The organism is Roseateles sp. GW821-FHT09B06 (assembly GCF_059418245.1).
In genome coordinates, this window is sequence record NZ_JBWKPM010000003.1 from 261,338 (window position 1) to 287,110 (window position 25,773).

Sequence of the window (25,773 nt, forward strand, 5' to 3'; positions counted from 1 at the left end):
CGCGGCTTCAGGCCTGTTCTGCGAACGGCCTGGATTTGCCCTCGCGGTCGATGGCCACATAGGTCAGATTGGCCTCGGTGACCTTGACCACATGCGGGTTGGCGGGGTTGCGTTCGGCCACCACCTCGACATGCACCGAGACGGAGGTGCGGCCCACGCGCGTCACCTGGGCATAGAAGCTCAGGAGGTCGCCGACCGAGACGGGCTGCTTGAAGATGAATTCGTTGACGGCCACGGTGGCGACGCGGCCGCGCGAGATGCGCGCCGGTAGCACCGAGCCGGCCAGGTCCACCTGGGCCATGATCCAGCCGCCGAAGATATCGCCGTTGGCATTGGCATCGGCGGGCATCGGCATCACGCGCAGCACCAGTTCGCGCGGCGCGGTCTGGGGCGGGCTTTGTTGTTGGTCGGACATGTGGAGGGGATCCCTGTGAGAATGGCTGATCGGCATTTTCCCTGATTGCCCCCGGACCCCAGCAAAATCCATGCAAGCCAGCCGTCGCGCCAGCCCCATCGCCTCCCTGCCGCCGAGCACCGCCCTGTCGATGGCGCCGCGCTCCGACTGGGCCACCATCGCCAAGCTGCTGCCCTATCTGTGGCGCTACCGCTGGCGGGTCGGCCTGGCGCTGGGCTTCATGCTCGGCGCCAAGCTCAGCAATGTGGGCGTGCCGGTGCTGCTGAAATCGCTGGTCGACAGCCTCAGCCTGAAGCCCGGCGATCCGCAGGCGCTGCTGGTCGTGCCGCTGGGCCTGCTGCTGGCCTATGGCGGCCTGCGCCTGACCACATCGCTGTGCACCGAGGCGCGCGAACTGATCTTCGCCAAGGCCACCGAGGGCACGGCGCGCAGCATCTCGCTGCAGGTGTTCCGCCATCTGCATGACCTGAGCCTGCGCTTCCACCTGGAGCGCCAGACCGGCGGCATGACGCGCGACATCGAGCGCGGCACCCGGGCGGTGCATTCGCTGATCTCCTATTCGCTCTACAGCATCGTGCCGACCCTGATCGAGGTGGCCCTGGTGCTGACCCTGCTGGCGGTCAAGTTCGACGCCTGGTTCGCCTGGATCACGCTGGGCGCGCTGGTGTTCTACATCGGCTTCACGGTGCTGGTCACCGAATGGCGCACCAAGTTCCGGAAGATCCTCAACGAGCTGGACTCGGTGGCGCACAGCAAGGCGATCGACTCGCTCTTGAACTACGAGACGGTCAAGTACTTCAACAACGAGGACTTCGAGGCGCACCGCTACGACGAAAGCCTGGAGAAGCTGCGCCGCGCCCAGCTGAGGTCGCAGACCACCTTGTCGCTGCTGAACAGCGGCCAGCAGCTGATCATCGCCGCCGCGCTGGTGGCGATGCTGTGGCGGGCCACACAGGGCGTGGCGACGGGAGCCATGACCCTCGGGGACCTGGTGATGGTCAATGCCTTCATGATCCAGCTCTACATCCCGCTGAACTTCCTCGGCGTGATCTACCGCGAGATCAAGCAGAGCCTGACCGACCTGGACAAGATGTTCGGCCTGCTGGAGCGCGAACGCGAGGTGGCCGACACGCCGGGCGCGGCCGAGCTGCGGGTGGACGGCGCGGCGGTGCGCTTCGAGCATGTCAGCTTCGCCTACGAGGCGGCGCGGCCGATCCTGAAGGAGCTGAGCTTCGAGATCCCGGCCGGCAAGAAGGTGGCGGTGGTGGGGCCCAGCGGCTCGGGCAAGAGCACGCTGGCGCGCCTGCTGTACCGCTTCTACGACGTGGACCAGGGCCTGATCACGATCGACGGCCGGGACATCCGCGGCGTGACCCAGGCATCGGTGCGGCGCGCCATCGGCATCGTGCCGCAGGACACCGTGCTGTTCAACGACACGGTGGCCTACAACATCGCCTACGGCCGGCCGGGCGCCTCGCAGGAGCAGATCGAGGCGGCGGCGCGCGCCGCCCATATCCACGACTTCATCATGTCCACGCCCAGGGGCTACGAGACCATGGTGGGCGAGCGCGGGCTCAAGCTCAGCGGCGGCGAGAAGCAGCGCGTCGCGATCGCCCGCACCCTGCTGAAGAACCCGCCGCTGCTGATCTTCGACGAGGCCACCTCGGCGCTCGACTCGCGCAACGAGCGCGCGATCCAGGCCGAGCTGGAGGCGGTGGGCCAGAACAAGACCGTGCTGGTGATCGCGCACCGGCTCTCGACCGTCGTCGATGCGCACGAGATCCTGGTGATGGAGCAGGGCCGCATCATCGAGCGCGGCCGCCACGAGGCGCTGCTGGCCCGGGCCGGGCGCTATGCGCAGATGTGGGCGTTGCAGCAGGCCGGCGACAAGTGACGCGGCCCGCCGCCCCTCGCGCTCCAGGCGGCAGGCTCGGGTCGAGGCGGCGGCTACACTGCCCGCGTGGAAACCAAATGGCTCGAAGATTTCGTCAGCCTGGCCGAGACGCGCAGTTTTTCGCGCTCCGCCCAGCTCAGGCATGTGACCCAGCCGGCGTTCTCGCGCCGCATCCAGGCGCTGGAGGCCTGGGCCGGAGTGGACCTGGTGGACCGCAGCTCCTATCCGACCCGCCTGACCGCCGCCGGCGAGACCCTGCTGGAGCAGGCGGTCGAGATGCTGGGCAATCTGCAGGCCACGCGCAATATGCTGCGCAGCCACCAGGCGGCCGGGCAGGACATGATCGAGTTCGCGATGCCGCATTCGCTGGCCTTCAGTTTTTTCCCGCATTGGCTGATGGACCTGCGCCAGCGCTTCGGTCCGCTGAAGAGCCGGCTCAATGCGCTGAACGTGCATGACGCGGCGCTGCAGCTCAGCGAGGGCAACTGCGATCTGCTGATCGCCTACCATCATCCGAGCCAGCCCTTGCAGCTGGATCCGGAACGCTATCAGATGGCCTCGCTGGGCTTCGAGACCCTGGCCGCCTATGCCAAGGGCGACGCCCAGGGGCTGCCGCTGTTCGGCCTGCCGGGGCATCCGGGCCAGAAGATCCCCTTTCTCAGCTATGCCTCGGGCGCCTACCTGGGGCGCCTGGTTGAGGTGATCGTCAAGGACTCGCCGTCGGCGCTGAACCTGGATGCGATCTACGAGACCGACATGGCCGAGGGGCTGAAGGCCATGGCCCTGGAGGGGCATGGCGTGGCGTTCCTGCCGGCCAGCTCGGTCAAGAAGGAGCTGAGGTCGCGGCGCCTGGTGCAGGCCACGGCGCCGGGCGAGTTCGAGCTGAGCATGGAATTGCGCATCTACCGCGAGCGCCCCGAAGCGGCGCGGCGCAACAAGCCGGTGGCCCAGGCCCTGTGGGACTTTTTGGCCCAGCGCGGCTGAGGGGCTCGAAAACAGGGGTTTACCCGCGGTACCCATGTCGGTGCTGCATAAGCGCGGCCAGAATAGGCATTGGGCGAGACCCGCCCGGGCGGCTAGAGTCCGCGCTCGTTGAAGCGGGGGCCGGGCGCAAATCTTGCACACTGCGTGGCTGGAGGACGGACGCGGATGCGTAAGTGAAACTCCGTACGACGCGGGGAGCCGGCCCATGGTCTGCTTCGCGCTCTAAGAATCGATCTTGAACCAGGAGCTCTTATGAAGAAGACATTGCTTGTGTTGGCCGTCGCGGCTGCCGCCGGGATGGCGCATGCCGACGACACGCTGAAGAAGATCAAGGACAGCGGTGCGGTCACCATGGGCGTGCGTGAGTCTTCCGGCGCCCTGTCCTATACGCTGGGCGACGGCAAGTATGTCGGCTATCACGTCGAGATCTGCCAGAAGGTGCTGGCCGACGTGCAGAAGCAGCTGGGCCTGGCCAAGCTGGACATCAAGTACCAGCCGGTGACCTCGCAGAACCGCATCCCGCTGGTGCAGAACGGCACCGTGGACATCGAGTGCGGTTCCACCACCAACAACGCCGCCCGCCAGAAGGATGTGGCCTTCGCCGTCACCACCTTCGTCGAGGAAGTGCGCATCGCGGTCAAGGCCAACTCCGGCATCAACGGCATCGGCCAGCTGAACGGCAAGACCATCGCCACCACCACCGGCACGACCTCGGTGCAGACCCTGCGCAAGCATGAGCGCGCCACCGGCGTGGACTTCAAGGAAGTGTTCGGCAAGGACCATGCCGACAGCTTCCTGCTGCTGGAGTCGGGCCGCGCCGACGCCTTCGTGATGGACGGCGCCATCCTGGCCGGCAATATCGCCAAGGCCAAGAACCCGGCCGAGTTCAAGCTGGTGGGCGAGGTGCTGTCGGTCGAGCCGATCGCGATCATGATCCGCAAGGACGACCCCGCCTTCAAGAAGGCCGTGGACGACAGCATCAAGGCCCAGATGAAATCCGGCGACATCGCCAAGCTGTGGGGCAAGTGGTTCGAGCAGCCCATCCCGCCGGCCAACACCAAGGTCGGCATGCCGGCGAACGACAACACCAAGGCGGCCTGGGCCAACCCGAACGACAAGCCGATGGAAGAGTACGCCAAGAAGTAAAGCCGGGCGCTTGACTGAAGGCTAAGGGGCCGCCCGGCCAGTTTCGGGCGGCCTCGTTTTTTGAGAGGGGATCGCGTGGCGACATGGGATTGGCAGGTGTTCTGCAAGAACACCATCGATGGCGAGGTGATGCCGCGTTGCTTGGGCAACGGCGGCGAGATCACCTATTTGGACTGGATGCTTTCGGCCTGGGGCTGGACCCTGAGCGTGGCCGTGCTGGCCCTGCTCGTGGCCCTGCTCGTCGGCGCGCTGATGGGCATCTTGCGCACCACGCCCAGCAAGGGCCTGGTGGCGCTGGGCAATGCCTGGACCGAGCTGTTCCGCAACATCCCGCTGCTGGTCCAGGTCTTCCTCTGGTACCACGTGCTGCCGTCGCTGATTCCGCCGCTGAAGACTTTCCCCAGCTTCATCCTGGTGGTGTTCGCCTTGGGCTTCTTTACCTCGGCGCGCATCGCCGAGCAGGTCAAGGCCGGCATCCAGAGCCTGCCCAAGGGCCAGCGCTACGCGGGGCTGGCGATGGGCTTCACCCTGCCGCAGACCTACCGCTATGTGCTGCTGCCGATGGCCTTCCGCATCGTGATCCCGCCGCTGACCAGCGAGAGCATGAACATCATCAAGAACTCCTCGGTGGCCTTCGCCGTGTCGATCGCCGAGCTGACCATGTTCGCGATGCAGGCGCAGGAGGAAACCTCGCGCGGCATCGAGGTCTACCTGGCCGTCACCGGGCTGTACTTCGTCTCCGCCTTCGTGATCAACCGCATCGCCCTGTTCATCGAGAACCGCGTGCAGGTCCCCGGCATGATCGGAGGTGGCAAATGAATCTCAACTTCGCCTTCCTGGACTGGAGCGTCGTCTCCAGCTTCATCCTCAAGGGCCTGATCTTCAGCGTGCAGCTGACCGTGATCGCGATGCTGGGCGGCATTGCGCTGGGCACCCTGCTGGCGCTGATGCGCCTGTCGGGCAAGAAGTGGCTGGTGCTGCCGGCGGCCTTCTATGTCAACACGCTGCGCTCCATCCCGCTGGTGATGGTGATCCTGTGGTTCTTCCTGCTGATTCCGCTGCTGATCGGCCGCCCGATGGGCGCCGAGCTGTCGGCCATCATCACCTTCACGGTGTTCGAGGCGGCCTACTACTCGGAGATCATGCGCGCCGGCATCCAGAGCGTGCCCAAGGGCCAGGTCTATGCCGGCTATGCGGTCGGCATGAGCTACCGCCAGACCATGCAGCTCGTCGTGCTGCCGCAGGCCTTCCGCAATATGCTGCCGGTGCTGCTGACCCAGACCGTCATCCTGTTCCAGGACACCTCGCTGGTCTATGCGATCGGCGCCTACGACCTGCTGAAGGGCTTCGAGGTCGCGGGCAAGAACTTCAACCGTCCGGTCGAGACCTATCTGGTCGCGGCCCTGGTCTATTTCGTGATCTGTTTCAGCCTGTCGATGCTGGTGCGTCGGCTGCAGCAGAAGATCCAAATCATCCGCTAAGGACTGCTGGCCATGATTGACATCAAGAACATCTCCAAGTGGTACGGCCCCTTCCAGGTGCTGACCGACTGCACCACCAGCATCGCCAAGGGCGAGGTGGTGGTGGTCTGCGGCCCCTCGGGCTCCGGCAAATCCACCCTGATCAAGACCGTCAACGCGCTGGAGCCGATCCAGAAGGGCGACATCGTGGTCGATGGCATCTCGATCGCCAACCCGAAGACCGACCTGCCGCGCCTGCGCTCGCGCGTCGGCATGGTGTTCCAGCATTTCGAGCTGTTCCCGCACCTCTCGGTCACGGAGAACCTGACCATCGCCCAGGTCAAGGTGCTGGGCCGCAATATGGACGACGCCAAGGCGCGCGGCCTGAAGATGCTGGACCGCGTCGGCCTGATGGCCCACAAGGACAAGTTCCCCGGCCAGCTCTCCGGCGGCCAGCAGCAGCGCGTGGCGATCGCCCGTGCGCTGTCGATGGACCCGATCGTGATGCTGTTCGACGAGCCCACCTCGGCGCTGGATCCCGAGATGGTCGGCGAGGTGCTGGACGTGATGGTGCAGCTGGCCCATGAGGGCATGACCATGATGTGCGTGACCCACGAGATGGGCTTTGCCAAGAAGGTCAGCAACCGCGTGATCTTCATGGACGAGGGCAGGATCGTCGAGGACTGCACGAAGGAAGAGTTCTTCGGCAATCCCGATGCCCGGGCGCCGCGCGCCAAGGACTTCCTGGCCAAGATCCTGCAACATTAACCCACCCCCTACGCGCTTCGCGCGCCCCCTCAAGGGGGCGAGCCCGGCGGACCGGCAAAGCCGGATCCGCGGGCTCCGCTGGGTTTACGGCTCGATCGCGGCGCCGACCACGGCCTCGCCGCCGGCGATCGGGCCGATCAGCGTCGCCTTGCCGGTGCTCAGGTCGAGGCGGTACCAGCTCGACACCGCGCCGCGGCTGATCGAGGCATAGGCCGCGTTCGAGACATCCGAGATGTCCAGCGTCGCGCGCTCGAAGCTGCCGATGCCCAGCGAACCCACCGTGTAGAGCCGCCCCGTGTTGGGCGAGACCGGCGGCGTCACAGCTTCCTTCGTGCCCTGGTGCACCAGGCTGCCCAGCTTGCCGTCCAGCGCGTAGTTGGTGGTGATCTTGTCGTTGTCCCTGTTGTAGGTGTAGCCGGCCGCGACGATGGCCGGCGCCTTGCCGGCATGAGCGTCGGCCGCGTCGTAGGCCAGGCGACCGTCGAGCTGCAGGCCCGGCTGGTCGGCATTGCCGTCCACCACGGCACCGGTGTCGGGATGCAGGCGCAGGTTGAAGCCGGCGTCGTTGACCACGCGGATGCGGTCGACCGTCGGGTTGAAGTCGAAGCCCCATTCCGTCGCGCCCTCGCGCGGCAGCATGGCCGGCGTGCCGAGCGCGCTGGCGCTGCCATCGGCGGTGTCGATGCGGTAGAGCTGGCCGCTGGTGCCCAGCGCGAACAGCTGGCCCTTGGCCACGCGGTAGTCGATGCCCAGCAGGGTCTCGCCGGCGGCCAAGCCGCTCAGGGGCCGGCTGGCCAGGATCTTCTGGGGCTGGCCGGCATTGAAGCGGATCAGCCGGTTGCCGGCGGTGACGGCGTGGATCGTCTCCTTGGCGGGCGGCCCCAGAGCTTCGGTGCTGGTGGCGCAGGCGGCGAGCAGGGCGCTGCCCGCGAGGAGGGTCAGGACTTGACGTGGCATCAGAGGTATCGCTCGTGGGGCTTGGGTGGCCGATTGTTGGCCGGCCCGCGCCCGCTTGTCAGCCCAAACACCGGTGGACCGCGGGGCTTTGGCCCCCGGGACCGGATGCGACAATCGGGGCCATGAGTACCGCCGTTCCCCAAGAGCTGATCCTGACCCGACCCGACGACTGGCATGTGCACCTGCGCGACGAGACCGCGCTGCAGAGCGTCGTGGCGCATACCGCACGCCAGTTCGCGCGCGCCATCGTGATGCCCAATCTGCGCCCGCCGATCACCACGGCCGCACAGGCCGGCGCCTACCGCGAGCGCATCCTGGCCGCGCTGCCGGAGGGCGCCGACTTCCAGCCGCTGATGACGCTCTATCTCACCGACAACACCCCGGTCGACGAGATCAGGCGCGCCAAGGAGGCCGGCGTCGTGGCGCTCAAGCTCTACCCGGCCGGCGCCACCACCAACAGCGATGCCGGCGTCACCGACATCAGGAAGACCTACAAGACCCTGGAGGCGATGCAGCGCGAGGGTCTGCTGCTGCTGGTGCATGGCGAGGTCACCGACCCGGCCATCGACGTGTTCGACCGCGAGGCCGTCTTCATCGATCAGGTGATGACGCCGCTGCGCGCCGACATGCCGGAGCTGAAGGTGGTGTTCGAGCACATCACCACCAAGGAGGCCGCGCAGTACGTGGCCGCCAGCGACGCCTACACCGCCGCGACCTTGACGCCCCAGCACCTGCTCTACAACCGCAACGCCATCTTCACCGGCGGCCTGCGCCCGCATTACTACTGCCTGCCCGTGCTCAAGCGCGAGGAGCATCGCCTGGCCCTGCTGCGGGCCGCCACCTCCGGATCGGCCAAGTTCTTCCTCGGCACCGACAGCGCACCCCATGCCTCGGTGATGAAGGAGAACTCGGTCTGCGGCGCCGGTTGCTTCACGGCGCTCTCCGCGCTGGAGCTGTATGCCGAGGCCTTCGAGCTGGCCGGCGCGCTGGACAAGCTGGAGGCCTTCGCCAGCTTCAACGGGCCGGATTTCTACGGCCTGCCGCGCAACCGCGGCACGGTCACGCTGAAGCGCCAGGGCTGGACCCTGCCGGACAGCGTGCCCTTCGGCGAGGCGCGCCTGAAGCCGCTGCGCGGCGGCGAGGCCCTGGGCTGGCAGCTGGTCTGAGGGCAGGGCCGACGGTCGAGGTCGACTGGTCGGCACCCTGGCTGGCGCCGTACCGCGCGCGGGGCCAGGTCTTGTGGGAGCGCTGGCGCGCGGGCGCGCCGCTCGCCGAGGTGCTGAACACGCAGGCGGCGCCGGTGCGCTTCGTGCCGCAGGCCGCATTGCCGGCGGGCGAGGGCTACGAGGCCTTCATCCGCCGCAGCGGCCGCGTGCCCACGCGCGACGACCTGCACGACTTCTTCAACGGCCTGGTCTGGCTGCACCGGCCCGCGCTGAAGGCGCGGCTCAATGCCTGGCATGGGCTGGAGACGCGGGAGGCGCCGCTGCCGAGCCCGCAGCGCGGGCCGCTGCGCGATGCGCTGACCCTGCTGGACGAGAACGGCGCGCTGCTGCACGGCGCGCCGCCGCCGCTGGTCGAGGCCCTGGTCGAGCGCGACTGGTCGCGCCTTTTCGTCGGCCTGCGCCCGCTGTGGGCCGGCGTGCGACTGGAACTGGTCGGCCATGCGCTGCTGGAGAAGCTGCTGCAGCCGCGCAAGCCGATCTGCGCTCATGTGCTGCTGGCCGAACCGCAGGACCCCGAGGTGCTGGCGGCCAAGCCCTTCCATCCCCTGCCGGTGCTGGGCGTGCCGGGCTGGTGGGCCAGCAACGAGGGCGCGGACTTTTATCGGGACCCGGCGGTGTTTCGCCCGCGGCGTCCGGCGCAAGCCGGTTAGCATGGCCGCACAACATCAAGGAGTACCGTTCTTGTTGCGCCCATTCCCGATCCTGGCGGCCTGGCTGCTGGCGCTGCCGGTGCTGGCCCAGCCCGTGCCGCCGCCGGCCGCGCCTGCGCCCTCGCAGCCGGCCAGCGCCGCGGCGACCGTGCCGCAGCCGGTGTCGGCCACCGCCCGCCGGCTCTACGAGCGCGCCCGCGGCCAACTGCTGCAGATCCGCACCCTCTTGAAGAACCAGGACAGCCAGGCCTCGGTGGGTTCGGGCTTCTTGGTCAGCGAGCAGGGCCATGTGATCACCAACTACCACGTGATCAGCCAGGCCGCGCTGGAGCCCGAGAGCTACCGCCTGCGCTATGCCAGCACCGACGGGCACGGCGGCGAGCTGGAGCTGCTGGACTTCGACGTGCGCCGCGATCTGGCCCTGCTGCGCGTGGTGGGCGAGGGACTGAAGGGCGCCGGCGCGCTGCAGTTCCGGGCGCCGGAGCAGCCGCTGTCCAAGGGCGACCGCATCTACTCGATGGGCAATCCGCACGACGTGGCCTTCGCGGTGGTGGAGGGCACCTACAACGGCCTGGTCGAGCGCAGTTTCGACCCGCTGATCTACTACTCCGGCAGCATCAACTCGGGCATGAGCGGCGGGCCGGTGGTGGACGAGGAGGGCCGCGTCGTCGGCATCAATGTCTCGGCCATGTTCTTCGCGCAGCAGATGAGCTTTCTGGTGCCGGCCGAGTTCGCCCTGGCGCTGTTCCAGCGCAGCCGGGCGGCCAGGCCGCTGGCCGGACCGGCCTGGCCGCGCCTGCGCGAACAGCTGCTGGCCTACCAGGAGGCGCTGACCAGTGCCTTCGTGGCCCAGCCCTGGCGCAGCGCCGGCCAGGGGCGCTACCGCCTGCCGGTGCCGCAGGAGGACTTCATGCGCTGCTGGGGCCGTGGCACGCCGGCCGACAGCAAGGGCCTGGCGTTCCAGCGCTCGCAATGCCGCATGGAGCATGCGGTCTTCATCAGCGGCAATCTGCAGACCGGCTATCTGGACATCTCGCACGAGGCCTATGACGGCCGCAATCTCGGCGCGCTGCGCTTCTCCAAGCAGTATTCGGGCAGCTTCCGCAACGAGAACCTGGGCCGCGCCAACAAGCAGCGCACCGCGCCCTACTGCCGCGAGGAGTTCATCCAGGGCGAGGCCGGCCCGCCGCTGCGCGCCGTGATCTGCCTGACCGCCTACCGCAAGCTGCGCGGCCTGCACGACCTGAGCGTGCTGGTCACCACCGTGGACGCCGCCGCCGAGGGGGCCCTGGGCCGCTTCGATGCGCGCGGCGTCAGCTTCGACAATGCGCTCCGCCTGAGCGCCCATTACCTGGGAGGGTTCGGATGGACGGCAGCGCGGCCGCAGTGATCGAGGTGCTGGGCCGCGATGGCCAGGTGCGCGCGGTGCATCGCATCCGGGCCTGGCCCGTGTCGATCGGCCGCTCGCCGGCCTGCGACCTGGTGCTGGACGACAGCCATCTGGCCGGCGCCCATGCCCGGCTGGCCCTGGACGAGGCCGGCCCGCAGCTGACCCTGCTGGACAGCCTGAACGGCGGCTGGCTGGGGCGGCGGCGGTTGCGCGGCGGCGAATCGGTGGCCCTGGCGGCCGGCGCGCTGTTCCAGCTCGGGGCCACCCAGCTGCGCCTGCGCCGCGCCGCCGATCCGCTGGCGCCCGAGCAGCCGCTGCTGGTCGCCGCCGGCGCGCCGCGCCTGCGCTGGCTCTACGGCGCGCTGGCGCTCTGGCTGGCCCTGCTGTGGCTCGAGCAGTGGAGCAGCGTGGACCCGGGCTCGCCCTGGGTGGACTATGCCGGAGCGGTGCTGGCGCCGCTGGGCCTGCTGCTGGGCTGGGCCGCGCTGTGGGCCTTGGTCACGCAGCTGTTCCAGCATCGCTTCCCTTTCTTCACCCATCTGTGGCGCGCCCTGCTGGTGGCCGGCGGGCTTTACCTGCTGTCGCTGCTGCTGCCGCTGGCGGCCTATGCCTTCTCGCTGCGTGCGCTGCTGAGCCTGGAGGCGCTGGCGACGCCGGTGGCACTGACGGGGCTGCTGTGGTGGCATGCCGTGCTGGTGTGGCCGCGCGGCCGCCGGGCGCTGGGCTGGGCCCTGGGCGGCCTGCTGCTGGGCGGGCTGCTGCTGCTGGTGGCCAAGCGCCAGGAGCAGCAGTACTGGTTCGGCCCGCCCTACCTGAGCAGCCTGCCGCCGCCGGCCGCGCGCCTGGCCACACCCAAGCCGCCGCAGGCCCTGGTCGAGTCGCTGCGGCCGCTGCGGGAGGAACTGGCGCGCCAGGCCGCCAAGGACGACGAGGGCGCCAGGGACGAGGGCGAGGATTGAGTCCCCCGCGGCCGCGCTAGACGCGCGGCAGTAGGGTGCGCAGCGCCAGCGCGTGCAGGGCCTCGACCGCCGCATCGCGGCGCGAGGCGCTGCTGCGCAGCAGCGCCACCTGCATCGCCGGCAGCGGCGGCAGGCCCTGCTTGTCGCCGAGGATCTGCAGGCCCGGCGGCACGCAGCAGCGCGTCAGCACCGCCACCGCCAGCCCGCTGTCCACCGCCGCCAGCTGCCCCGCCAGGCTGGAGCTGTTGTAGACCACGCGGTAGGCGCGCCGCGCCTGCGCGAGGGCCGCCAGCGCGCCGCGTCGCGCCAGGCTGCCGGCCTCGTAGACCGCCACCGGCAGCGGGTCGCGCCGCCAGGCCTCGTGCTGCGGCGCGCCGACCCAGACCAGCGGTTCGTGGAACAGCAGGGTGCCGCGCGCGGCCCGGCTACCTGAATCCGGGCGCGAGACCAGGGCCAGATCCAGCTCGCCGCGACCTATGCGCGGGATCAGCGCGGTGGACTGCTCGCAGAACAGCTCGATCTCGACGCCCGCATGGCGGCTGGCAAAGCTCTTCAGCACCGGCGTCAGGTAGCTGGCCGCATAGTCGTCCGGCACGCCCAGCCGCACCCGGCCGCTGAGCAGCGGGCCCTGCAAGGCCTGCTGCGCCTCGCCGTGCAGGTCCAGGATGCGCCGCGCATAGCCCAGCAGCTCCAGCCCGGCCGGCGTCAGCGCCAGATGGCGCGGGCCGCGCAGCAGCACCGGCCGGCCCAGCGCGTCCTCCAGCTTCTGCAGCTGGCTGCTGACCGCCGACTGCGAGCGGTGTACCAGCGGCGCGGCGGCCGACAGCGAACCGGTGTCGACGACGGTGACGAAGGCGCGCAGCCAGTCGAGCTGCAGATCGCGGGCGGCCATGGGCGGATTCCAGCTATTCGGAAAGCAGATGGTAGTCGTTCGAACTATCCGCTTCACGGCGATCGCGCGCGGCCCCAGCATGGCGGCATGGACGATACCCATCGCGACATGCAGGAACGCCGTGGCCGCGGCCTGATGGTCGGCGGCGGCCTGCTGCTGGCCACGCTCGGCGTGTGCCTGGAGGAGGCCGGCCAGGCCCCGCTGACGGCCGTCTGGTTCCGCTGCGCCTTCGGTGCGCTGGCGCTGCTGGCCTGGGGGCTGTGGCGCGGACGCCTGGGCGAGCTGCGCCTGTCGCGCCCGGCGCTGGCGGCGGCGGTGAGCGCGGGCCTGCTGATGCTGCTGAACTGGGGCCTGTTCTTTGCCGCCATCGAGCGCTGCTCGATCGGCGTGGCCACCGTGGTCTTCCATGTGCAGCCGCTGTGGGTGATGGGCCTGGCCGCGCTGCTGCTGGGCGAGCCGGTGTCCAGGCGGCAGGGAGCGGCGGCACTGCTGGCGCTGGTGGGGCTGGCGCTGGCCTCGGGCCTGCTGCGGGAGGGCGGGGCGCCGCTGGACCGGGGCTATCTGCTGGGCCTGGCGATGTGCCTGGGCGGCTCGCTCAGCTATGCCGGCGTCACCCTGATCGCCAAGGCGGTGCCGGGGCTGAACTCCTTCGCGCTGGCCTGGTGGCAATGCCTGGTGGGTCTGCTGGTCTTGCTGTGGTGGCCGCTGTCGCAGGGCTGGCCGGCCCCGGGGCCGGCCTGGGCCTGGCTGGCGGGCCTGGGCGTGCTGCACACCGGCCTGGCCTATGTGCTGCTGTATGCCGGCATGGCGCGCCTGCCGGCCGGCCAGGTGGCGCTGCTGCAGTTCGTCTATCCGGGCGCGGCCGTGCTGGTCGACTGGGGCGTCTACGGGCGCGCGCTGGACGGCGTGCAGCTGGCCGGCGTGGCCCTGATGGGCGCGGCGCTGCTGGCGCTGCGCCGGCCGGCCCGGCCGGCAAGCCCGGTGATGGGGGCGGGTGGGACGCCCTCGACCTTCCCGCGCGGCACCGGCTCGGACAGGGCGCCATAGGCCGGTGTCGGCCGCGGATATGTGGCGTATTGCCGATGGCGGCGCAAACCTGATCCGCTTGGCATTGGAAGGCCGCTGCGCCGGGCCTATGGTAGCCAAGCCGGCGCGCTGCACGGGGTTCTCAAGTTGCGACAACGCCGGCCGATAGACCGAAGAACCGGGTCATAGAACCCAGGGCCTCCTCATGCCGGGGTCTGGGCGGCATGGGGCTCATCGTCAGGTCGGCGCCTCGACGCGCCTAGGGGGTTGAACATGAGCCTGCGCCATCTGCGCGTGAAAGCCAAGCTGATGCTTGGATTCGCCTGTCTGGCAGCCATCGTGCTACTGGTTTCGGGTCTGTCGCTGCAATCCTTGTCGCGCTCCAACGAGCGCTTCTCGGACTATCTTGAAGGGGTCGGCGCACGCGAGCGCCTGGCCGTCGACATCCGTGGCGCGGCCACCCGGCGCGCGATCGCGGCGCGCAATCTGGTGCTGGTGAGCCAGCCGGCCGAGCGCGAGGCCGAGAAGGCGCTGGTCACGCAGGCGCACGAGGAGATGCAGGCCGCGCTGGCCCGGCTCAAGAAGGCCGTGACCGCGGCCGACGATGCGACCGAGCAGGACCGCGCGATGCTGGCCGAGATCGAGCGGGTCGAGGCGAAGTACGGCCCGGTGGCGCTGGACATCGTCGGCATGGCCGTGGCCGGCCGGCGCGACGAGGCCGTGGCCAAGATGAATGCCGAGTGCCGGCCCCTGCTGGCCGCGCTGCTGAAGGCCACCGGCGACTTCATCCGCGAGGAGCAGCGCCAGTCGAACGACGAAGTGGCACGGGCGGCGGCGGGCTACGAGCGCGACCGCCTGCTGATGGCGGCGGTCTGCTCGGCAGCCATTGCCGCGGCACTGGCGATGGGCTGGCTGCTCAGCAATGCGGTGACGCGGCCGCTGACCCGCGCCGTGCATCTGGCCGAGGCCGTGGCCTCGGGCGACCTGAGCTCGCGCATCGAGGTCGATCGCCGGGACGAGACCGGCCAGCTGCTGGCCGCACTGAAGAAGATGAACGAGAGCCTGGTGGGCATGGTGGGCCGGGTGCGCCAGTCGGCCGACGGCATCGCCACCGCCTCGCGGGAGATCGCCAACGGCAACCAGGACCTGTCCAGCCGCACCGAGCAGCAGGCCAGCGCGCTGCAGCAGACCGCGGCCTCGATGCAGCAGATGACCAGCACGGTCCAGCATGCCGCCGACAGTTCGCGCCAGGCCAGCCAGCTGGCCAGCTCGGCGGCCGCGGTGGCGGGGCGCGGCGGCGAGGTGGTGGCGCGGGTGGTCAGCACCATGGGCGAGATCTCGGCGGCCAGCCGCAAGATCGCCGACATCATCGGCGTGATCGACGGCATCGCCTTCCAGACCAATATCCTGGCGCTGAACGCGGCGGTGGAAGCGGCCCGGGCCGGCGAGCAGGGCCGTGGCTTCGCGGTGGTGGCCGGCGAGGTGCGCACCCTGGCCCAGCGCAGCGCCCAGGCGGCACGCGAGATCAAGAGCCTGATCAACGACAGCGCCAGCAAGGTCGAGGCCGGCAGCCAGCTGGTCGGCGAGGCCGGCAGCACCATGGACGACATCGTCGCCCAGGTGGGCCGCATGACCGATCTGATGGCCGAGATCAATGCCTCGGCCGTCGAGCAGAGCAGCGGCATCGGCCAGGTCAACCAGGCGGTGGCCTCGATCGATCAGGGCACGCAGCAGAACGCCGCCCTGGTCGAGGAAAGCGCGGCCGCGGCCGAGAGCCTGCGCCAGCAGGCCGCCAGCCTGCTGCAGGTGATCGCGGTCTTCAAGACGCAGGACGGCCGGGGTCTGGCTTCTGCGGGATAATGCGGTCGTGAAGCAAGCCAGACCGCCGCTGGTGCAAGCGTGGAAACACGGCACTGGAGGAAGGTCCGGACTGCATAGAGCGGCGTAGCAGTTAACGGCTGTCCGGCGTGAGCCGAGGATCAGAGCAACAGAGACGAGTCAAGGTGGGTCCCACCTGGGGTGGTCTGTGAGGCGCCAGCGCAAGCTGGCGGGCGATGCGTAAGCAGCGCCTGGGGCGCGAGCCCCAACCGAACAGCACCCAAGGCGGGCCAAGGCCCGCCTTGGGTGAAACGGGCAATCTCTACGCGCAGCAACACCAAGTAGGCCAGTATTGAGGCGGCTCGCTGAGCTGGCGGGTAGGTGGCACCGAGCCGCGCAGTGATGCGCGGCCCAGAGGAATGGCGGTCACGAGGCCCGGCCCGCAAGGGTCGGGTCTTGCACAGAATCCGGCCTATCGGCTTGCTTCACTCTTTTTTCAGGTCGGGCGCAGCAGCGTCTCGATGGTTTCCTGCACCGCCAGGGCCTCGGCGAAGCCCGGCAGGCTGTGCGAGCGGCCCTCGATCAGCGCGACCCATTGCTCCAGCTGGTCGGCCTGGGCCGTGCCGCGCAGCGCTTCCGACTCGCCCAGCGGCTGCCAGCCCTCGCCGCGGCGCTGCTGGGTCAGGCCGAACCATTCGCGCAGCTCGATCTCGCCCTCGCTGGCGCTCCAGCGCATGCGGTTGCGGTCGGGCACCTCGATCTCGGGGCCGACCCGGCCCTCGATCTGCACCGGCACTCCGTCGGCCCGCAGCCGCGCCCGCAAGCCTGTTTCGGCGCTGCGGCCGTCCGCCGGATAGTCGACCCGGCTTTCCAGCACCTCGGCGCGACCCAGCACGCGCTGCAGCACGAAGATGAAGTGCGACAGCACCTCGCGCGTGAAGCCGCCCTCGACGCGCTCGGCCAGCCAGGCGCCGGCCGCGGCCTGCCAGGGGCGCGGCCAGGCGGCGAAGCCCAGCTCCAGCTGCACCTCGCGCAGCGCGCCCAGCGGCAGGTGCGAGGCGGCGCCGAAGGCGCGCTGCAGGCTGGCCAGGCCGGGGGCCGAGGCCAGCGAGAAGTTCACCGCGGCGCGCAATTTCTCGCGCTCGATGCGGGCGATGCAGGCGCGCGCGGCGGCGAAGTCCACCGTCAGCGGCTTCTCGCAGAACACCGCCAGGCCGGCGTCGAAGGCGGCATGGCTGAGCTCGATATGGGCGGCCGGCGGCGTGGCGATGTAGAGGCTGGCCAGCCCGGGCCGGGTGATCAGTTCGGCCGCGCTGCCGGCCGCCCGCAGCTGCGGGTAGGACTTCAAGGTGGCGGCCACCGCGGCCGGGTTGGCGTCCCACACCCAGGCGGCATGCAGGACCGCATGCCCGTTCAGCCGGGCCAGCATGCGCTGGCCCATCACGCCCAGGCCGATCAGGCCGATGTTCAAAGGTTCCGGCATCTTGTTGTCGCAGCAGATTCTCGAAGTCGCCCAGTTTAGGCGGGGCCGCTACACTCGGAGCCCGCCCGCTGCCGATGCCGTCGAGCCGGGCGGCCAACGCACAAAATCCACCAATGAATCCCGAAGCCAGCACACTCTGGCGTGCACCGCGCTGGGCCCTGGCCGTTCTGCTGGCCTGCCTGGGCATGGTGGGCCCGTTCTCGATCGACACCTATCTGCCGGCCTTCGCGGGCATCGCGCGCGCGCTCAACGCCACACCGCTGGAGATGCAGCAGACGCTGTCGAGCTATCTGTTCGGCTTCGCGGTGATGAACCTGTTCCATGGCGCGCTGTCCGACAGCTTCGGCCGTCGCCCGGTGGTGCTATGGGGCATGGCGCTCTTCACGATCGCCTCGCTGGGCTGCGCGCTGGCCGGTACGATCGGGCAGCTGGTGTTCTGGCGCACGGTGCAGGGCATGTCGGCCGGGGCCGGCATCGTGGTGTCGCGCGCCATCATCCGCGACATGTTCCCGCCCTCGGAGGCGCAGCGCGTGATGTCGCAGGTGACGCTGTTCTTCGGCGTGGCACCGGCGGTCGCGCCGATGGTGGGCGGCTTCCTGTTCGTGCATGCCGACTGGCATTCGATCTTCTGGTTCCTGGTGGCCGTCGGCGCGGCGCTGTTCATCGCCAACTGGCGCCTGCTGCCCGAGACGCTGCACAAGAGCCAGGCCCAGCCCCTGCATCTGGGCTCGCTGATGCGCGGCTACTGGAGCATGTGCAGCAGCCGGCGTTTCCTGTTGCTGGCCCTGGCCAGCGGCGTGCCCTTCAACGGCATGTTCCTCTATGTGCTGGCGGCGCCGGTGTTCCTGGGCGAGCACCTGCAGCTGGCGCCGACCCAGTTCGCCTGGTTCTTCTGCTTCTCGATCGGCGGCATCATGGGCGGGGCCTTCCTGAGCGGGCGCCTGGCCGGCAAGATCAAGCCGCGCCACCAGATCCGCCATGGCTTCCTGATCATGACCCTGGTCTCGCTGCTCAATGTGGCGTTGAACCTGCTGCTGCCGCCCAGTCCCTTCTGGGCGCTGCCGGTGATCGGCGTGTTCGCGCTGGGCTGGGCATTGATGGTGCCGGTGGTGACCCTGATGGTGCTGGACCTGGCGCCGGAACGGCGCGGCATGGCCTCCTCGCTGCAGGCCTGCATCGGCAGCGCGGCCAATGGCCTGGTGGCCGGCGTGATCGCGCCGCTGGTGATGCACTCGACGCTGGCGCTGGCGCTGGCCTCGATCGGCATGATGATGATCGGCCTGGTGGCCTGGATCCGGGTCAAGCGCGAGGTGGGCTATGCCGGCGAAGAGGCGGCGCGGGCTCAAGATCACGCGCCGCGTACCGATACCCAGGGCTGAGGCCCGCATTGGCGTCGGGCCGAAAGAGAGTTTCGATGTCTGCTGTCGTGCGCGCATGGCCCCTGGCGGGGCTGCTGCTGATCTGGGCCGCCCAGGCCCAGGCCCAGGGCCGTCCGGCCGGCCTGCGCAGCGATCCGCCCAAGCCGGCAGCCGCGCAGGCCGCGCCGATCGACGAGGAGGAGTTGCGCCGGCGCCTGGCCGAGCGCCTCTCGTCCAAGACCGAACCGATCGGCACGCCGCCGGCCAAGGGCGATGCCGGGGCGGCGAGCAAGGCGCCGGCCCGACCGTCGGCCCATGGTGCGGCGCGGCCCGGGCGGGCCGACATCCACTGGGCCTATGGCGGCGAGGGCGCTCCCGAGCATTGGGGCGAGCTCAGGCCCGATTTCCGCCTGTGCAGCATCGGCACGCGCCAGAGCCCGATCGACATCCGCGACGGCATCCGGGTCGAGCTGGAGCCGATCAAGTTCGACTACCGGCCCGGCGGTTTCGCGGTGCTGGACAACGGCCATACGGTGCAGGTCAATGTGGCGCCCGGCAGCAGCCTCACGGTGATGGGCCGGCGCTACGAGCTGCAGCAGTTCCATTTCCACCGCCCCAGCGAGGAGCGCATCAACGGCCGCCAGTTCGACATGTCGGCCCATCTGGTGCACAAGGACGCCGAGGGGCGCCTGGCCGTACTGGCGGTGCTGCTGGAGCGCGGCCGCGACCAGCCGCTGGTGCAGACCGTCTGGAACAACCTGCCGCTGGAGAAGCAGGAGGCCCAGCCGGCCCAGGTCCAGCTGGACCCGATCCAGCTGCTGCCCGAGGACCGCGGCTACTACACCTATATGGGCTCGCTGACCACGCCGCCCTGCAGCGAAGGGGTGCTGTGGATGGTGATGCGCCAGCCGGTACCGCTGTCGGGCGAGCAACTCGAGATCTTCGCCAAGCTCTACCCGATGAATGCCCGCCCGCTGCAGCAGGGCAGCGGGCGCCTGATCAAGCAGAGCCGCTGAAGACCCTCCGGCCGGACCCGAAAACCAGCGACGCCCGGGGATCCGGCTTCGCCGGGCCCTCGGGCGTGCCCCCTTGAGGGGGCGGCCGAAGGCCGTAGGGGGTGGTTCAACTCAACCAGCGCCTCAGGGTGGCGAAGAGTTGCTCGGCGACGACCGGCTTGGCCACATGGTCGTTCATGCCGGCATCCAGGCAGCGCTGGCGCTCCTCGGCGAAGGCGTTGGCGGTCATCGCCAGGATCGGGATGTCGCGGCCCTTGCCGCTGGCGCGGATCGCGCGGGTGGCGTCCAGGCCGTCCATCACCGGCATCTGCACGTCCATCAGCACCAGCGCATAGTCGCCTTGCTGCACCATGGCGACGGCGCGTTGGCCGTCTTCGGCCACATCCACCACCAGGCCGGCGCTGGACAGCAGGGCCACGGCCACTTCCTGGTTGACGGCGTTGTCCTCGGCCAGCAACACATGGGCGCCGCCGAACTGCTGCTGCAGCTCGCGCGCGATCTGGCTGCGGCTGAGCGGGGGGCTGGGGCGCGGCGGCTGCTGCCCAGGCTTTTCCACCTGCAGCGTGAACCAGAAGCGGCTGCCCTCGCCGGGACGGCTGTGCACGCCCACCTCGCCGTGCATCAGCTGGGCCAGCCGGCGGCAGATGGCCAGCCCCAGGCCGGTGCCGCCGTAGCGTCGCGTGGTGGAGCTGTCGGCCTGCTCGAAGTCCTGGAACAGGCGCGCCTGGGCCTCCTCGGTAATGCCGATGCCGCTGTCCTGCACCTCGAAGCGCAGCTGCAGCGTGCGCTCGTTTTCATGCAGCACCCTGGCCGTGAGGCGCACGAAGCCTTGATCCGTGAACTTGATCGCGTTGCCCGCAAAGTTGAGCAGCACCTCGGCGATGCGCTGGGAATCCCCTAGCAAGGGGCGCTGGTTCAGGGCCGGATCGACCTCGACCTCGATGCGCAGCTGCTTCTCGCTGGCGCGCTGCGCCAGCATGCTGCGGATGCTGTCCAGGACCTGGCCGATGCTGAATTCAACCCGCTCCAGCTGCAGCTTGCCGGCCTCGATCTTGGAGAAGTCCAGCACATTGTTGATCACCGACAGCAGGTGCTCGGCAGCGTCGGCCACCTTCTTCAGACGCTCCTGCTGCTCCGGCTCCACGCTGTCGCGCCGGACCAGATAGGTCAGGCCGATGATGGCATTCATCGGCGTGCGGATCTCGTGGCTCATATTGGCCAGGAAGGCGCTCTTGGCCAGGCTGGCGGCCTGGGCGGCCTGGGTGGCCTCGGCCAGCTCGGCGGTGCGGGCCTGGACCAGCTCCTCCAGATGATGGCGGTAGCGCTCCAGCTCCAGCGCGTCGCGGCGCTGGCGCGAGATGTCGGTCAGGAAACCGTGCCACAGCACGCCCTGGCCGCCCTGGCCCTTTTCGGGCTGGGCGATCGCGTTGCCGTACAGCCAGCGCTCGCTGCCGTCGGCGTGATAGGTACGGAACTCCTGCTGCCAGGGCGTCAGCTGGCGGGCCGATGCCAGCAAGGAATCGCGTACGGCCGCGCGATCCTCCGCATGGATCTGCTCGAACCAGGCCTCGGCCGACTCGGCCAGCTCGGCCGGGCCGACGCGCAGGTAGTCGCGCACCGCCTCGCTGACATAGGCGAAGCCGAAGCTGCCGTCCGGCTTCATGCGCAGCTGGTAGACCACGCCCGGCACGGTCTCGGCCATGCCGCGCAGCCGCTCGATCAGGTCGCGCTGCGAGTCGAACTGCTGCTGCAGCGCATCGCGCATATGTTCCAGATGGCCTCCCAGGCGGCCGATCTCGTCGTCGCGCAGGGGTTTCAGCGCGGTGGCGAAGCGACCTTCGGCAAGGTCGTTGGCGAAGCCGCCCAGCTCGCGCAAGGGTCGCAACAGGCGCGAGTTCAGCAGCACCAGGATCAGGAACAGCGAGATCAGCAACTGGCCGCCCACCGTCAGCGCATAGAGCCAGCGCTGGCGCGTCAGTGCGGCGCTCGCGAGGTGGTCATCCAGCTCGATCTGGATATGGCCGATCTTGGCGTTGCCGCGGTAGATCTCGCGTTCCCCCTGGAACAGCCGGCCCTTGCGGCGCTCCGGGAAGCCCATCTCGATGAAGGGCTGGCCCTGCGAGGCATCGCTGACGCGCACGCGCACCACCTCGGGCGACTTCATGATGGCGGCCACCACCTCGCGCGCGGCCACCTGGTCCAGGTTCCACAGCAACTCGGGCAGGCTGGAGGCCAGCACGTCCAGCTTGGACTGCAGCTCGTTCTGCTGGGTCTGCTCGGCCTGCTGGGGCTCGCGCAAGCCGATCCACAAGCCGCCAATGACCAGCGCAGGCAGCAGCAGACCGATGCTGGCGCCCATCGCGAGGGCAACGAACAGCGAGCTGGAAGCTTTTCGGCTCAATATGTGACCCCGGACCATCCTGCGCTAGGAATGCGTCCGACTGTAACCCCGGCCCGCGGAGCCCAAACGCCGATCTGGACCGGCAAAGCGCCACAAATGGCACGCCGGGGCGGCCGCCGTGCCCTTTCGAGACCGGCCGTCACGGGTATTGGGGACGGCGGCGATCGAGGCCGCTCAGGCAGCGCGCCGCAGCGTGACGCCGCGCCCCCGGTCGGGGCGGGTGTGGCCGAACAGATCCTTGGGATCGTCGGCCTGCGGCACCAGTTCGACGTCCTGGCCGATGCCCAGTTCCAGCGCCAGACGATGGACCAGGCGCAGCGCCGAGTAGTCCTCCAGCGCGAAGCCGACCGAGTCGAATACGGTGACCTGCGCGCGACTCTGGCGGCCCTCGGCCCGGCCGGCGAGCACGCGCCACAGCTCGGTCACCGGATGCTCGGGCGGCAACTGCTGGATGTCGCCCTCGATGCGGGTCTGCGGCTCGTACTCGACGAAGATGCGCGCGCGGCGCAGCAACTCGGCGTGCAGCTCGGTCTTGCCGGGGCAATCGCCGCCGACGCCGTTGATGTGCATGCCGGGCTCGATCATCTCTTGTGTCAGGATGGTGGCGCGGGTCTTGTCGGCCGTGACCGTGGTGACGATATCGGCGCCACGCACGGCCTCGGCCACCGATCCGGCGCGTTCGATGCGCAGGGTCGGGAAGCCGGCCAGATTGCGCTGCAGCTTGGCGGTGGCGGCGGGGTCGATGTCGTAGGCCGCGATCTCGCCGATGCCCAATTGGGTGTGGAAGGCCAGGGCCTGGAACTCGCTTTGCGCGCCGTTGCCGATCAGGGCCATGCGGTGCGCGTCGGGGCGCGCCAGCGCCTTGGCCGCCAGCGCCGAGGTGGCGGCGGTGCGCAGCGCGGTGGTCAGGGTCAGCTCGGACAGCAGCAGCGGATAGCCGCTCGCCACATCGGCCAGCACGCCGAAGGCCATCACCGTGTAGAGGCCATGGCTGGTATTGACCGGATGGCCGTTGACATACTTGAAGGCGTAGCGCTGCGCATCGGCCACCGGCATCAGCTCGATCACGCCGACCGGCGAATGGCTGGCCACGCGGGCCGATTTGTCAAACTCTTCCCAGCGCAGGAAATCCTCGTGCAGGCAGGCGGCCAGTTCCTCCATCAGCGGGGCCACGCCCTTGCGCTGCAGCAGCTGGGTGAGGGCGGGTACATCGACAAAGCGGGTCATGACGGTCTCCGGGCAAAGCGTTCGGCGGCGGCCCGGATCGACCGCGAGCCGCCTTTGCGCAAATTCTGGTCGGGAGCATGGCTAATAAATAGCTGGCAAAGCGATCAATTTGCTGCGGTCGTTTAGCAAATTGCTCGCCATAATGAAGCATCATGGCCAATCTGGACGACACCGACCGGGAGTTGATCGCCCTGCTGCGCGACAACGCACGCATGTCCGTCGTGGCGCTGGCCCGCCAGCTGCGCGTGGCGCGGGCGACGGTGCAGAACCGCATCGCACGGCTGGAGCGCGAGGGGGTGATCGTGGGCTACAGCGTGCGGCTGCGGCCGGCGGCCGAGGCGCAGCGCATCCGTGCGCTGATGAATGTGGCGGTAGAGGGCAACCGCACCGCCGATGTGCTGCGCGAACTGCGCGGCCATCCGAACGTGGCGGCCCTGCACAGCACCAACGGGCGTTGGGACCTGGTGGCCGAATTGCGCGCCGACACGCTGGAGGAGTTCGACCGGGTGCTCAGCGGCGTGCGCCTGATCGAGGGCATCGCCAGCACCGAGACCAGCATCCTGCTGTCGACCCACAAGCTGTGAAGCCGGTCACGGCAGGTGCCGAAATTAAAGGGTAAACCCTAGGATTTCAGGGCGCTGTACGTACACTGCCGCGCTTCTCCCCAATGCCTGCTACGGCCGTCCTTGGCGACCCGAGGGACGAGCCTGCCCACCTCATGCTGACCACCATCAAAAACCGTCTGATCGCGATCTGCATCCTGATCGTGGTCGCCGCCATCGGCGTCGCCACCCTGGCCAGCTATTTCAGCGTCAGCGCTCATGCACGGCGCCAGGTGCTGGCCCAGCTGTCCGATCTGGGCGAAGCCCATGCCGGCACGATGGCCGCGTGGGTCAAGGCGCAGAAGGACATCGTCGCGGCGCTGGCCCCGGCCGTCGCGCTGGACGCGCCCCAGGCCATGCTGGAACAGGCGCTCAAGTCCGGCCGGCTGGACCTGGCCTATATCGGCCATGCCGACAAGCGCATGATCTCGGTGCCCGACCGCCAGCGCCCGGCCGAATACGACCCGAGCGCGCGGCCCTGGTACAAGCTGGCCGAAGGCGCCGATGCGCCGGTGCTGACCGCGCCCTATATCGCCTCCTCCAGCAAGAAGCTGGTGGTGAGCTTCGCCAGCGCGATCAAGGCCGAGGGCGCGCTGCGCGCGGTGGCCGGCACCGATGTGCCGCTGGACGACGTGATCGCGACGCTGAAGACCATCAAGCCGACCGCGAGCGGCTTCGCCTTCCTGCTGGCCAAGGACGGCAGGATCATTGCCCATCCCGACGCGGCCCTGACCCTGAAGCCGGTGGCCGAGCTGTCGGCCGACTTCGCGCCCGAACTGCTGGCGCGTGCCGCCGGCAGCGAACTGGTGGCGGCCGGCGTCGGCGGCCGGGATTTCTTCGTCAAGGCCACGGCGGTGCCGGGCACCGAATGGACCCTCGTCACCGCGGCCGAACAGGGCGAGGCGCTTGCCGCCCTGTCCGGCCTGCTGGCCACGGCCGGCGTTTCGCTGGTGGCGGTGGCGGCGGTGGCCGCGGCCCTGTCGGCGCTGGCGATCGGCGTGCTGCTGCAGGGGCTATCGCGCGTGCGCGATGCGATGGACGAGATCGGCTCGGGCAGCGGCGATCTGACTCAGCGCCTGGCCGCGAGCGGCCGGGACGAGATCGCCGACATCGCGCGCTCCTTCAATCTCTTCGTTGCCAAGATCGAGCATGTGATGCTGGACGTGCGCGCCACCAGCCAGTCGATGGCGGTTGCGGCGCGCCAGATCGCCTCGGGCAACCAGGACCTGAGCCAGCGCACCGAGGAAACCGCCAGCAATCTGCAGCAGACCGCCAGCTCGATGGAGGAGCTGACCGGGACGGTGCGCCAGAGCGCTGAGTCGGCGGCCAGCGCCAACGGCCTGGCCGGCAGCGCGGCGGACGTGGCCCGCCAGGGCGGCGAGGTGGTGGCCCGGGTGGTGGGCACGATGGAGCAGATCCAGGCGGCCAGCCGCCGCATCGCCGACATCATCGGCACCATAGACGGCATCGCCTTCCAGACCAATATCCTGGCCCTGAATGCGGCCGTCGAGGCGGCGCGCGCCGGCGAGCAGGGCCGCGGCTTCGCGGTGGTGGCCGGCGAGGTGCGGGCGCTGGCACAGTGCTCGGCCGAGGCGGCCAAGGAGATCAAGACCCTGATCGGCGCCAGCGTCGACCGGGTGGAGGGCGGCACGGCCCTGGTGAACCAGGCCGGCACGACGATGGGCGAGATCGTCGCCAGCGTGCAGCGCGTCACCGCCATCATGGCCGAGATCAGCGGCGCGAGCCGCGAGCAGAGCTTGGGGCTGGAGCAGGTCAACATCGCGGTGGCCCAGCTCGACCGGATGACGCAGCAGAACGCCTCGCTGGTGGAGGAGTCGGCCGCCGCGGCCGAGAGCCTGCGCGACCAGGCGCACAAGCTGGCCGAGATCGTCGCCGGCTTCCGCCTCGGTCAATCGCAGGCCTGAGATTCCATCAGCGGAGCCGGCGGATCCGGCTTTGCCGGTCCGCCGGGCTTGGCCAAGGCCTCCGGCCTTGGCGTGCGCAGGGGGTGGGCTTACTTCGTCCGCGAGGTGATGATGGCGTCGGCGACGTTCTTGGGCGCCTCGCTGTAATGCTTGAACTCCATCGTGTAGGTCGCACG

Annotated in this window: 22 protein-coding genes and 1 other RNA gene; 17 read left to right on the forward strand and 6 right to left on the reverse strand. The window is 69.5% G+C overall.

What is annotated here, in order from left to right:
• Window positions 1-7: 7 nt before the first annotated feature.
• On the reverse strand, window positions 8-415 hold the full coding sequence (locus AC07OQ_RS04590) for an acyl-CoA thioesterase (protein WP_495051909.1): 408 nt from the start codon (window positions 413-415) through the stop codon (window positions 8-10).
• 130 nt (window positions 416-545) lie between these two features.
• Between AC07OQ_RS04590 and AC07OQ_RS04595 the strand changes: the two genes are divergently transcribed.
• From AC07OQ_RS04595 to AC07OQ_RS04620, 6 genes are all read left to right on the forward strand, one after another.
• Window positions 546-2,309 carry an ABCB family ABC transporter ATP-binding protein/permease gene (locus tag AC07OQ_RS04595; RefSeq protein WP_495051935.1) on the forward strand — a complete coding sequence of 588 codons (1,764 nt, stop codon included), beginning with the start codon at window positions 546-548 and terminating at the stop codon, window positions 2,307-2,309.
• A 66-nt stretch (window positions 2,310-2,375) separates the two neighbouring features.
• The gene (locus AC07OQ_RS04600; protein WP_495051910.1) at window positions 2,376-3,293 is read left to right on the forward strand and encodes a LysR substrate-binding domain-containing protein; all 918 of its coding nucleotides are present in this window, start codon (window positions 2,376-2,378) and stop codon (window positions 3,291-3,293) included.
• A gap of 252 nt (window positions 3,294-3,545) precedes the next feature.
• Window positions 3,546-4,439 (forward strand): amino acid ABC transporter substrate-binding protein, encoded by an 894-nt coding sequence (locus AC07OQ_RS04605; RefSeq protein ID WP_495051911.1) that lies wholly within the window; start codon window positions 3,546-3,548, stop codon window positions 4,437-4,439.
• 129 nt (window positions 4,440-4,568) lie between these two features.
• Window positions 4,569-5,258 carry an amino acid ABC transporter permease gene (locus tag AC07OQ_RS04610; RefSeq protein WP_495051936.1) on the forward strand — a complete coding sequence of 230 codons (690 nt, stop codon included), beginning with the start codon at window positions 4,569-4,571 and terminating at the stop codon, window positions 5,256-5,258.
• Window positions 5,255-5,920 carry an amino acid ABC transporter permease gene (locus AC07OQ_RS04615; protein WP_495051912.1) on the forward strand — a complete coding sequence of 222 codons (666 nt, stop codon included), beginning with the start codon at window positions 5,255-5,257 and terminating at the stop codon, window positions 5,918-5,920. The genes AC07OQ_RS04610 and AC07OQ_RS04615 overlap by 4 nt, the downstream gene beginning before the upstream one ends.
• A gap of 12 nt (window positions 5,921-5,932) precedes the next feature.
• The gene (locus AC07OQ_RS04620) at window positions 5,933-6,667 is read left to right on the forward strand and encodes an amino acid ABC transporter ATP-binding protein (protein WP_495051913.1); all 735 of its coding nucleotides are present in this window, start codon (window positions 5,933-5,935) and stop codon (window positions 6,665-6,667) included.
• An 84-nt stretch (window positions 6,668-6,751) separates the two neighbouring features.
• Here AC07OQ_RS04620 and AC07OQ_RS04625 read toward each other — a convergent pair whose 3' ends face one another.
• Complete coding sequence (locus AC07OQ_RS04625; RefSeq protein WP_495051914.1) at window positions 6,752-7,624, reverse strand: DUF4394 domain-containing protein; 873 nt, start codon at window positions 7,622-7,624, stop codon at window positions 6,752-6,754.
• Between the two features lie 122 nt (window positions 7,625-7,746).
• On the opposite strand from AC07OQ_RS04625, the gene pyrC reads away from it, so the two are divergent.
• From pyrC to AC07OQ_RS04645, 4 genes are read left to right on the forward strand one after another with little or no spacing between them, the layout of a single operon-like run.
• Entirely contained in the window at window positions 7,747-8,790 is a 1,044-nt protein-coding gene (gene pyrC / locus AC07OQ_RS04630; protein WP_495051915.1) for a dihydroorotase, read from the forward strand.
• Window positions 8,775-9,500, forward strand: a complete 726-nt coding sequence (locus tag AC07OQ_RS04635; RefSeq protein ID WP_495051937.1) for a DUF3025 domain-containing protein — start codon at window positions 8,775-8,777, stop codon at window positions 9,498-9,500. Before pyrC ends, AC07OQ_RS04635 begins: the two co-directional genes overlap by 16 nt.
• 31 nt (window positions 9,501-9,531) lie before the next feature.
• Complete coding sequence (locus AC07OQ_RS04640) at window positions 9,532-10,890, forward strand: S1 family peptidase (protein ID WP_495051916.1); 1,359 nt, start codon at window positions 9,532-9,534, stop codon at window positions 10,888-10,890.
• Window positions 10,866-11,849: an FHA domain-containing protein gene (locus AC07OQ_RS04645; protein ID WP_495051917.1), complete on the forward strand. Its 984-nt coding sequence runs from the start codon at window positions 10,866-10,868 to the stop codon at window positions 11,847-11,849. Before AC07OQ_RS04640 ends, AC07OQ_RS04645 begins: the two co-directional genes overlap by 25 nt.
• Window positions 11,850-11,865: 16 nt before the next feature.
• Here AC07OQ_RS04645 and AC07OQ_RS04650 read toward each other — a convergent pair whose 3' ends face one another.
• The gene (locus AC07OQ_RS04650; protein ID WP_495051918.1) at window positions 11,866-12,741 is read right to left on the reverse strand and encodes a LysR family transcriptional regulator; all 876 of its coding nucleotides are present in this window, start codon (window positions 12,739-12,741) and stop codon (window positions 11,866-11,868) included.
• Between the two features lie 87 nt (window positions 12,742-12,828).
• Between AC07OQ_RS04650 and AC07OQ_RS04655 the strand changes: the two genes are divergently transcribed.
• The 3 genes from AC07OQ_RS04655 to rnpB all read left to right on the forward strand — a co-directional run bounded on the left by AC07OQ_RS04655 (window position 12,829) and on the right by rnpB (window position 16,076).
• On the forward strand, window positions 12,829-13,788 hold the full coding sequence (locus tag AC07OQ_RS04655) for a DMT family transporter (protein ID WP_495051919.1): 960 nt from the start codon (window positions 12,829-12,831) through the stop codon (window positions 13,786-13,788).
• Window positions 13,789-14,040: 252 nt separating this feature from the next.
• A complete protein-coding gene (locus tag AC07OQ_RS04660) occupies window positions 14,041-15,627 on the forward strand; it encodes a methyl-accepting chemotaxis protein (RefSeq protein WP_495051920.1) in 1,587 nt (528 codons plus the stop codon).
• 9 nt (window positions 15,628-15,636) lie between these two features.
• Window positions 15,637-16,076, forward strand: an RNA gene (gene rnpB / locus AC07OQ_RS04665) — RNase P RNA component class A.
• Between the two features lie 5 nt (window positions 16,077-16,081).
• Here rnpB and AC07OQ_RS04670 read toward each other — a convergent pair.
• Window positions 16,082-17,068 (reverse strand): Gfo/Idh/MocA family protein, encoded by a 987-nt coding sequence (locus AC07OQ_RS04670; RefSeq protein ID WP_495051921.1) that lies wholly within the window; start codon window positions 17,066-17,068, stop codon window positions 16,082-16,084.
• A gap of 113 nt (window positions 17,069-17,181) precedes the next feature.
• On the opposite strand from AC07OQ_RS04670, the gene AC07OQ_RS04675 reads away from it, so the two are divergent.
• Window positions 17,182-18,447, forward strand: a complete 1,266-nt coding sequence (locus AC07OQ_RS04675; RefSeq protein ID WP_495051922.1) for a multidrug effflux MFS transporter — start codon at window positions 17,182-17,184, stop codon at window positions 18,445-18,447.
• Window positions 18,448-18,482: 35 nt separating this feature from the next.
• Window positions 18,483-19,442, forward strand: coding sequence for a carbonic anhydrase (locus tag AC07OQ_RS04680; protein WP_495051923.1), 960 nt, complete (start codon window positions 18,483-18,485; stop codon window positions 19,440-19,442).
• A gap of 106 nt (window positions 19,443-19,548) precedes the next feature.
• Here the strand turns inward: AC07OQ_RS04680 and AC07OQ_RS04685 are convergent, their stop codons facing one another.
• Both AC07OQ_RS04685 and ocd read right to left on the reverse strand, forming a co-directional pair.
• Entirely contained in the window at window positions 19,549-21,843 is a 2,295-nt protein-coding gene (locus AC07OQ_RS04685; RefSeq protein ID WP_495051924.1) for an ATP-binding protein, read from the reverse strand.
• Window positions 21,844-22,017: 174 nt separating this feature from the next.
• Window positions 22,018-23,070, reverse strand: coding sequence for an ornithine cyclodeaminase (gene ocd, locus AC07OQ_RS04690; RefSeq protein ID WP_495051925.1), 1,053 nt, complete (start codon window positions 23,068-23,070; stop codon window positions 22,018-22,020).
• Window positions 23,071-23,222: 152 nt separating this feature from the next.
• Between ocd and AC07OQ_RS04695 the strand changes: the two genes are divergently transcribed.
• Together AC07OQ_RS04695 and AC07OQ_RS04700 are read left to right on the forward strand one after the other, a co-directional pair.
• Window positions 23,223-23,654 (forward strand): Lrp/AsnC family transcriptional regulator, encoded by a 432-nt coding sequence (locus AC07OQ_RS04695; protein ID WP_495051926.1) that lies wholly within the window; start codon window positions 23,223-23,225, stop codon window positions 23,652-23,654.
• Between the two features lie 134 nt (window positions 23,655-23,788).
• On the forward strand, window positions 23,789-25,597 hold the full coding sequence (locus AC07OQ_RS04700) for a methyl-accepting chemotaxis protein (RefSeq protein WP_495051927.1): 1,809 nt from the start codon (window positions 23,789-23,791) through the stop codon (window positions 25,595-25,597).
• Window positions 25,598-25,773: the final 176 nt, after the last annotated feature.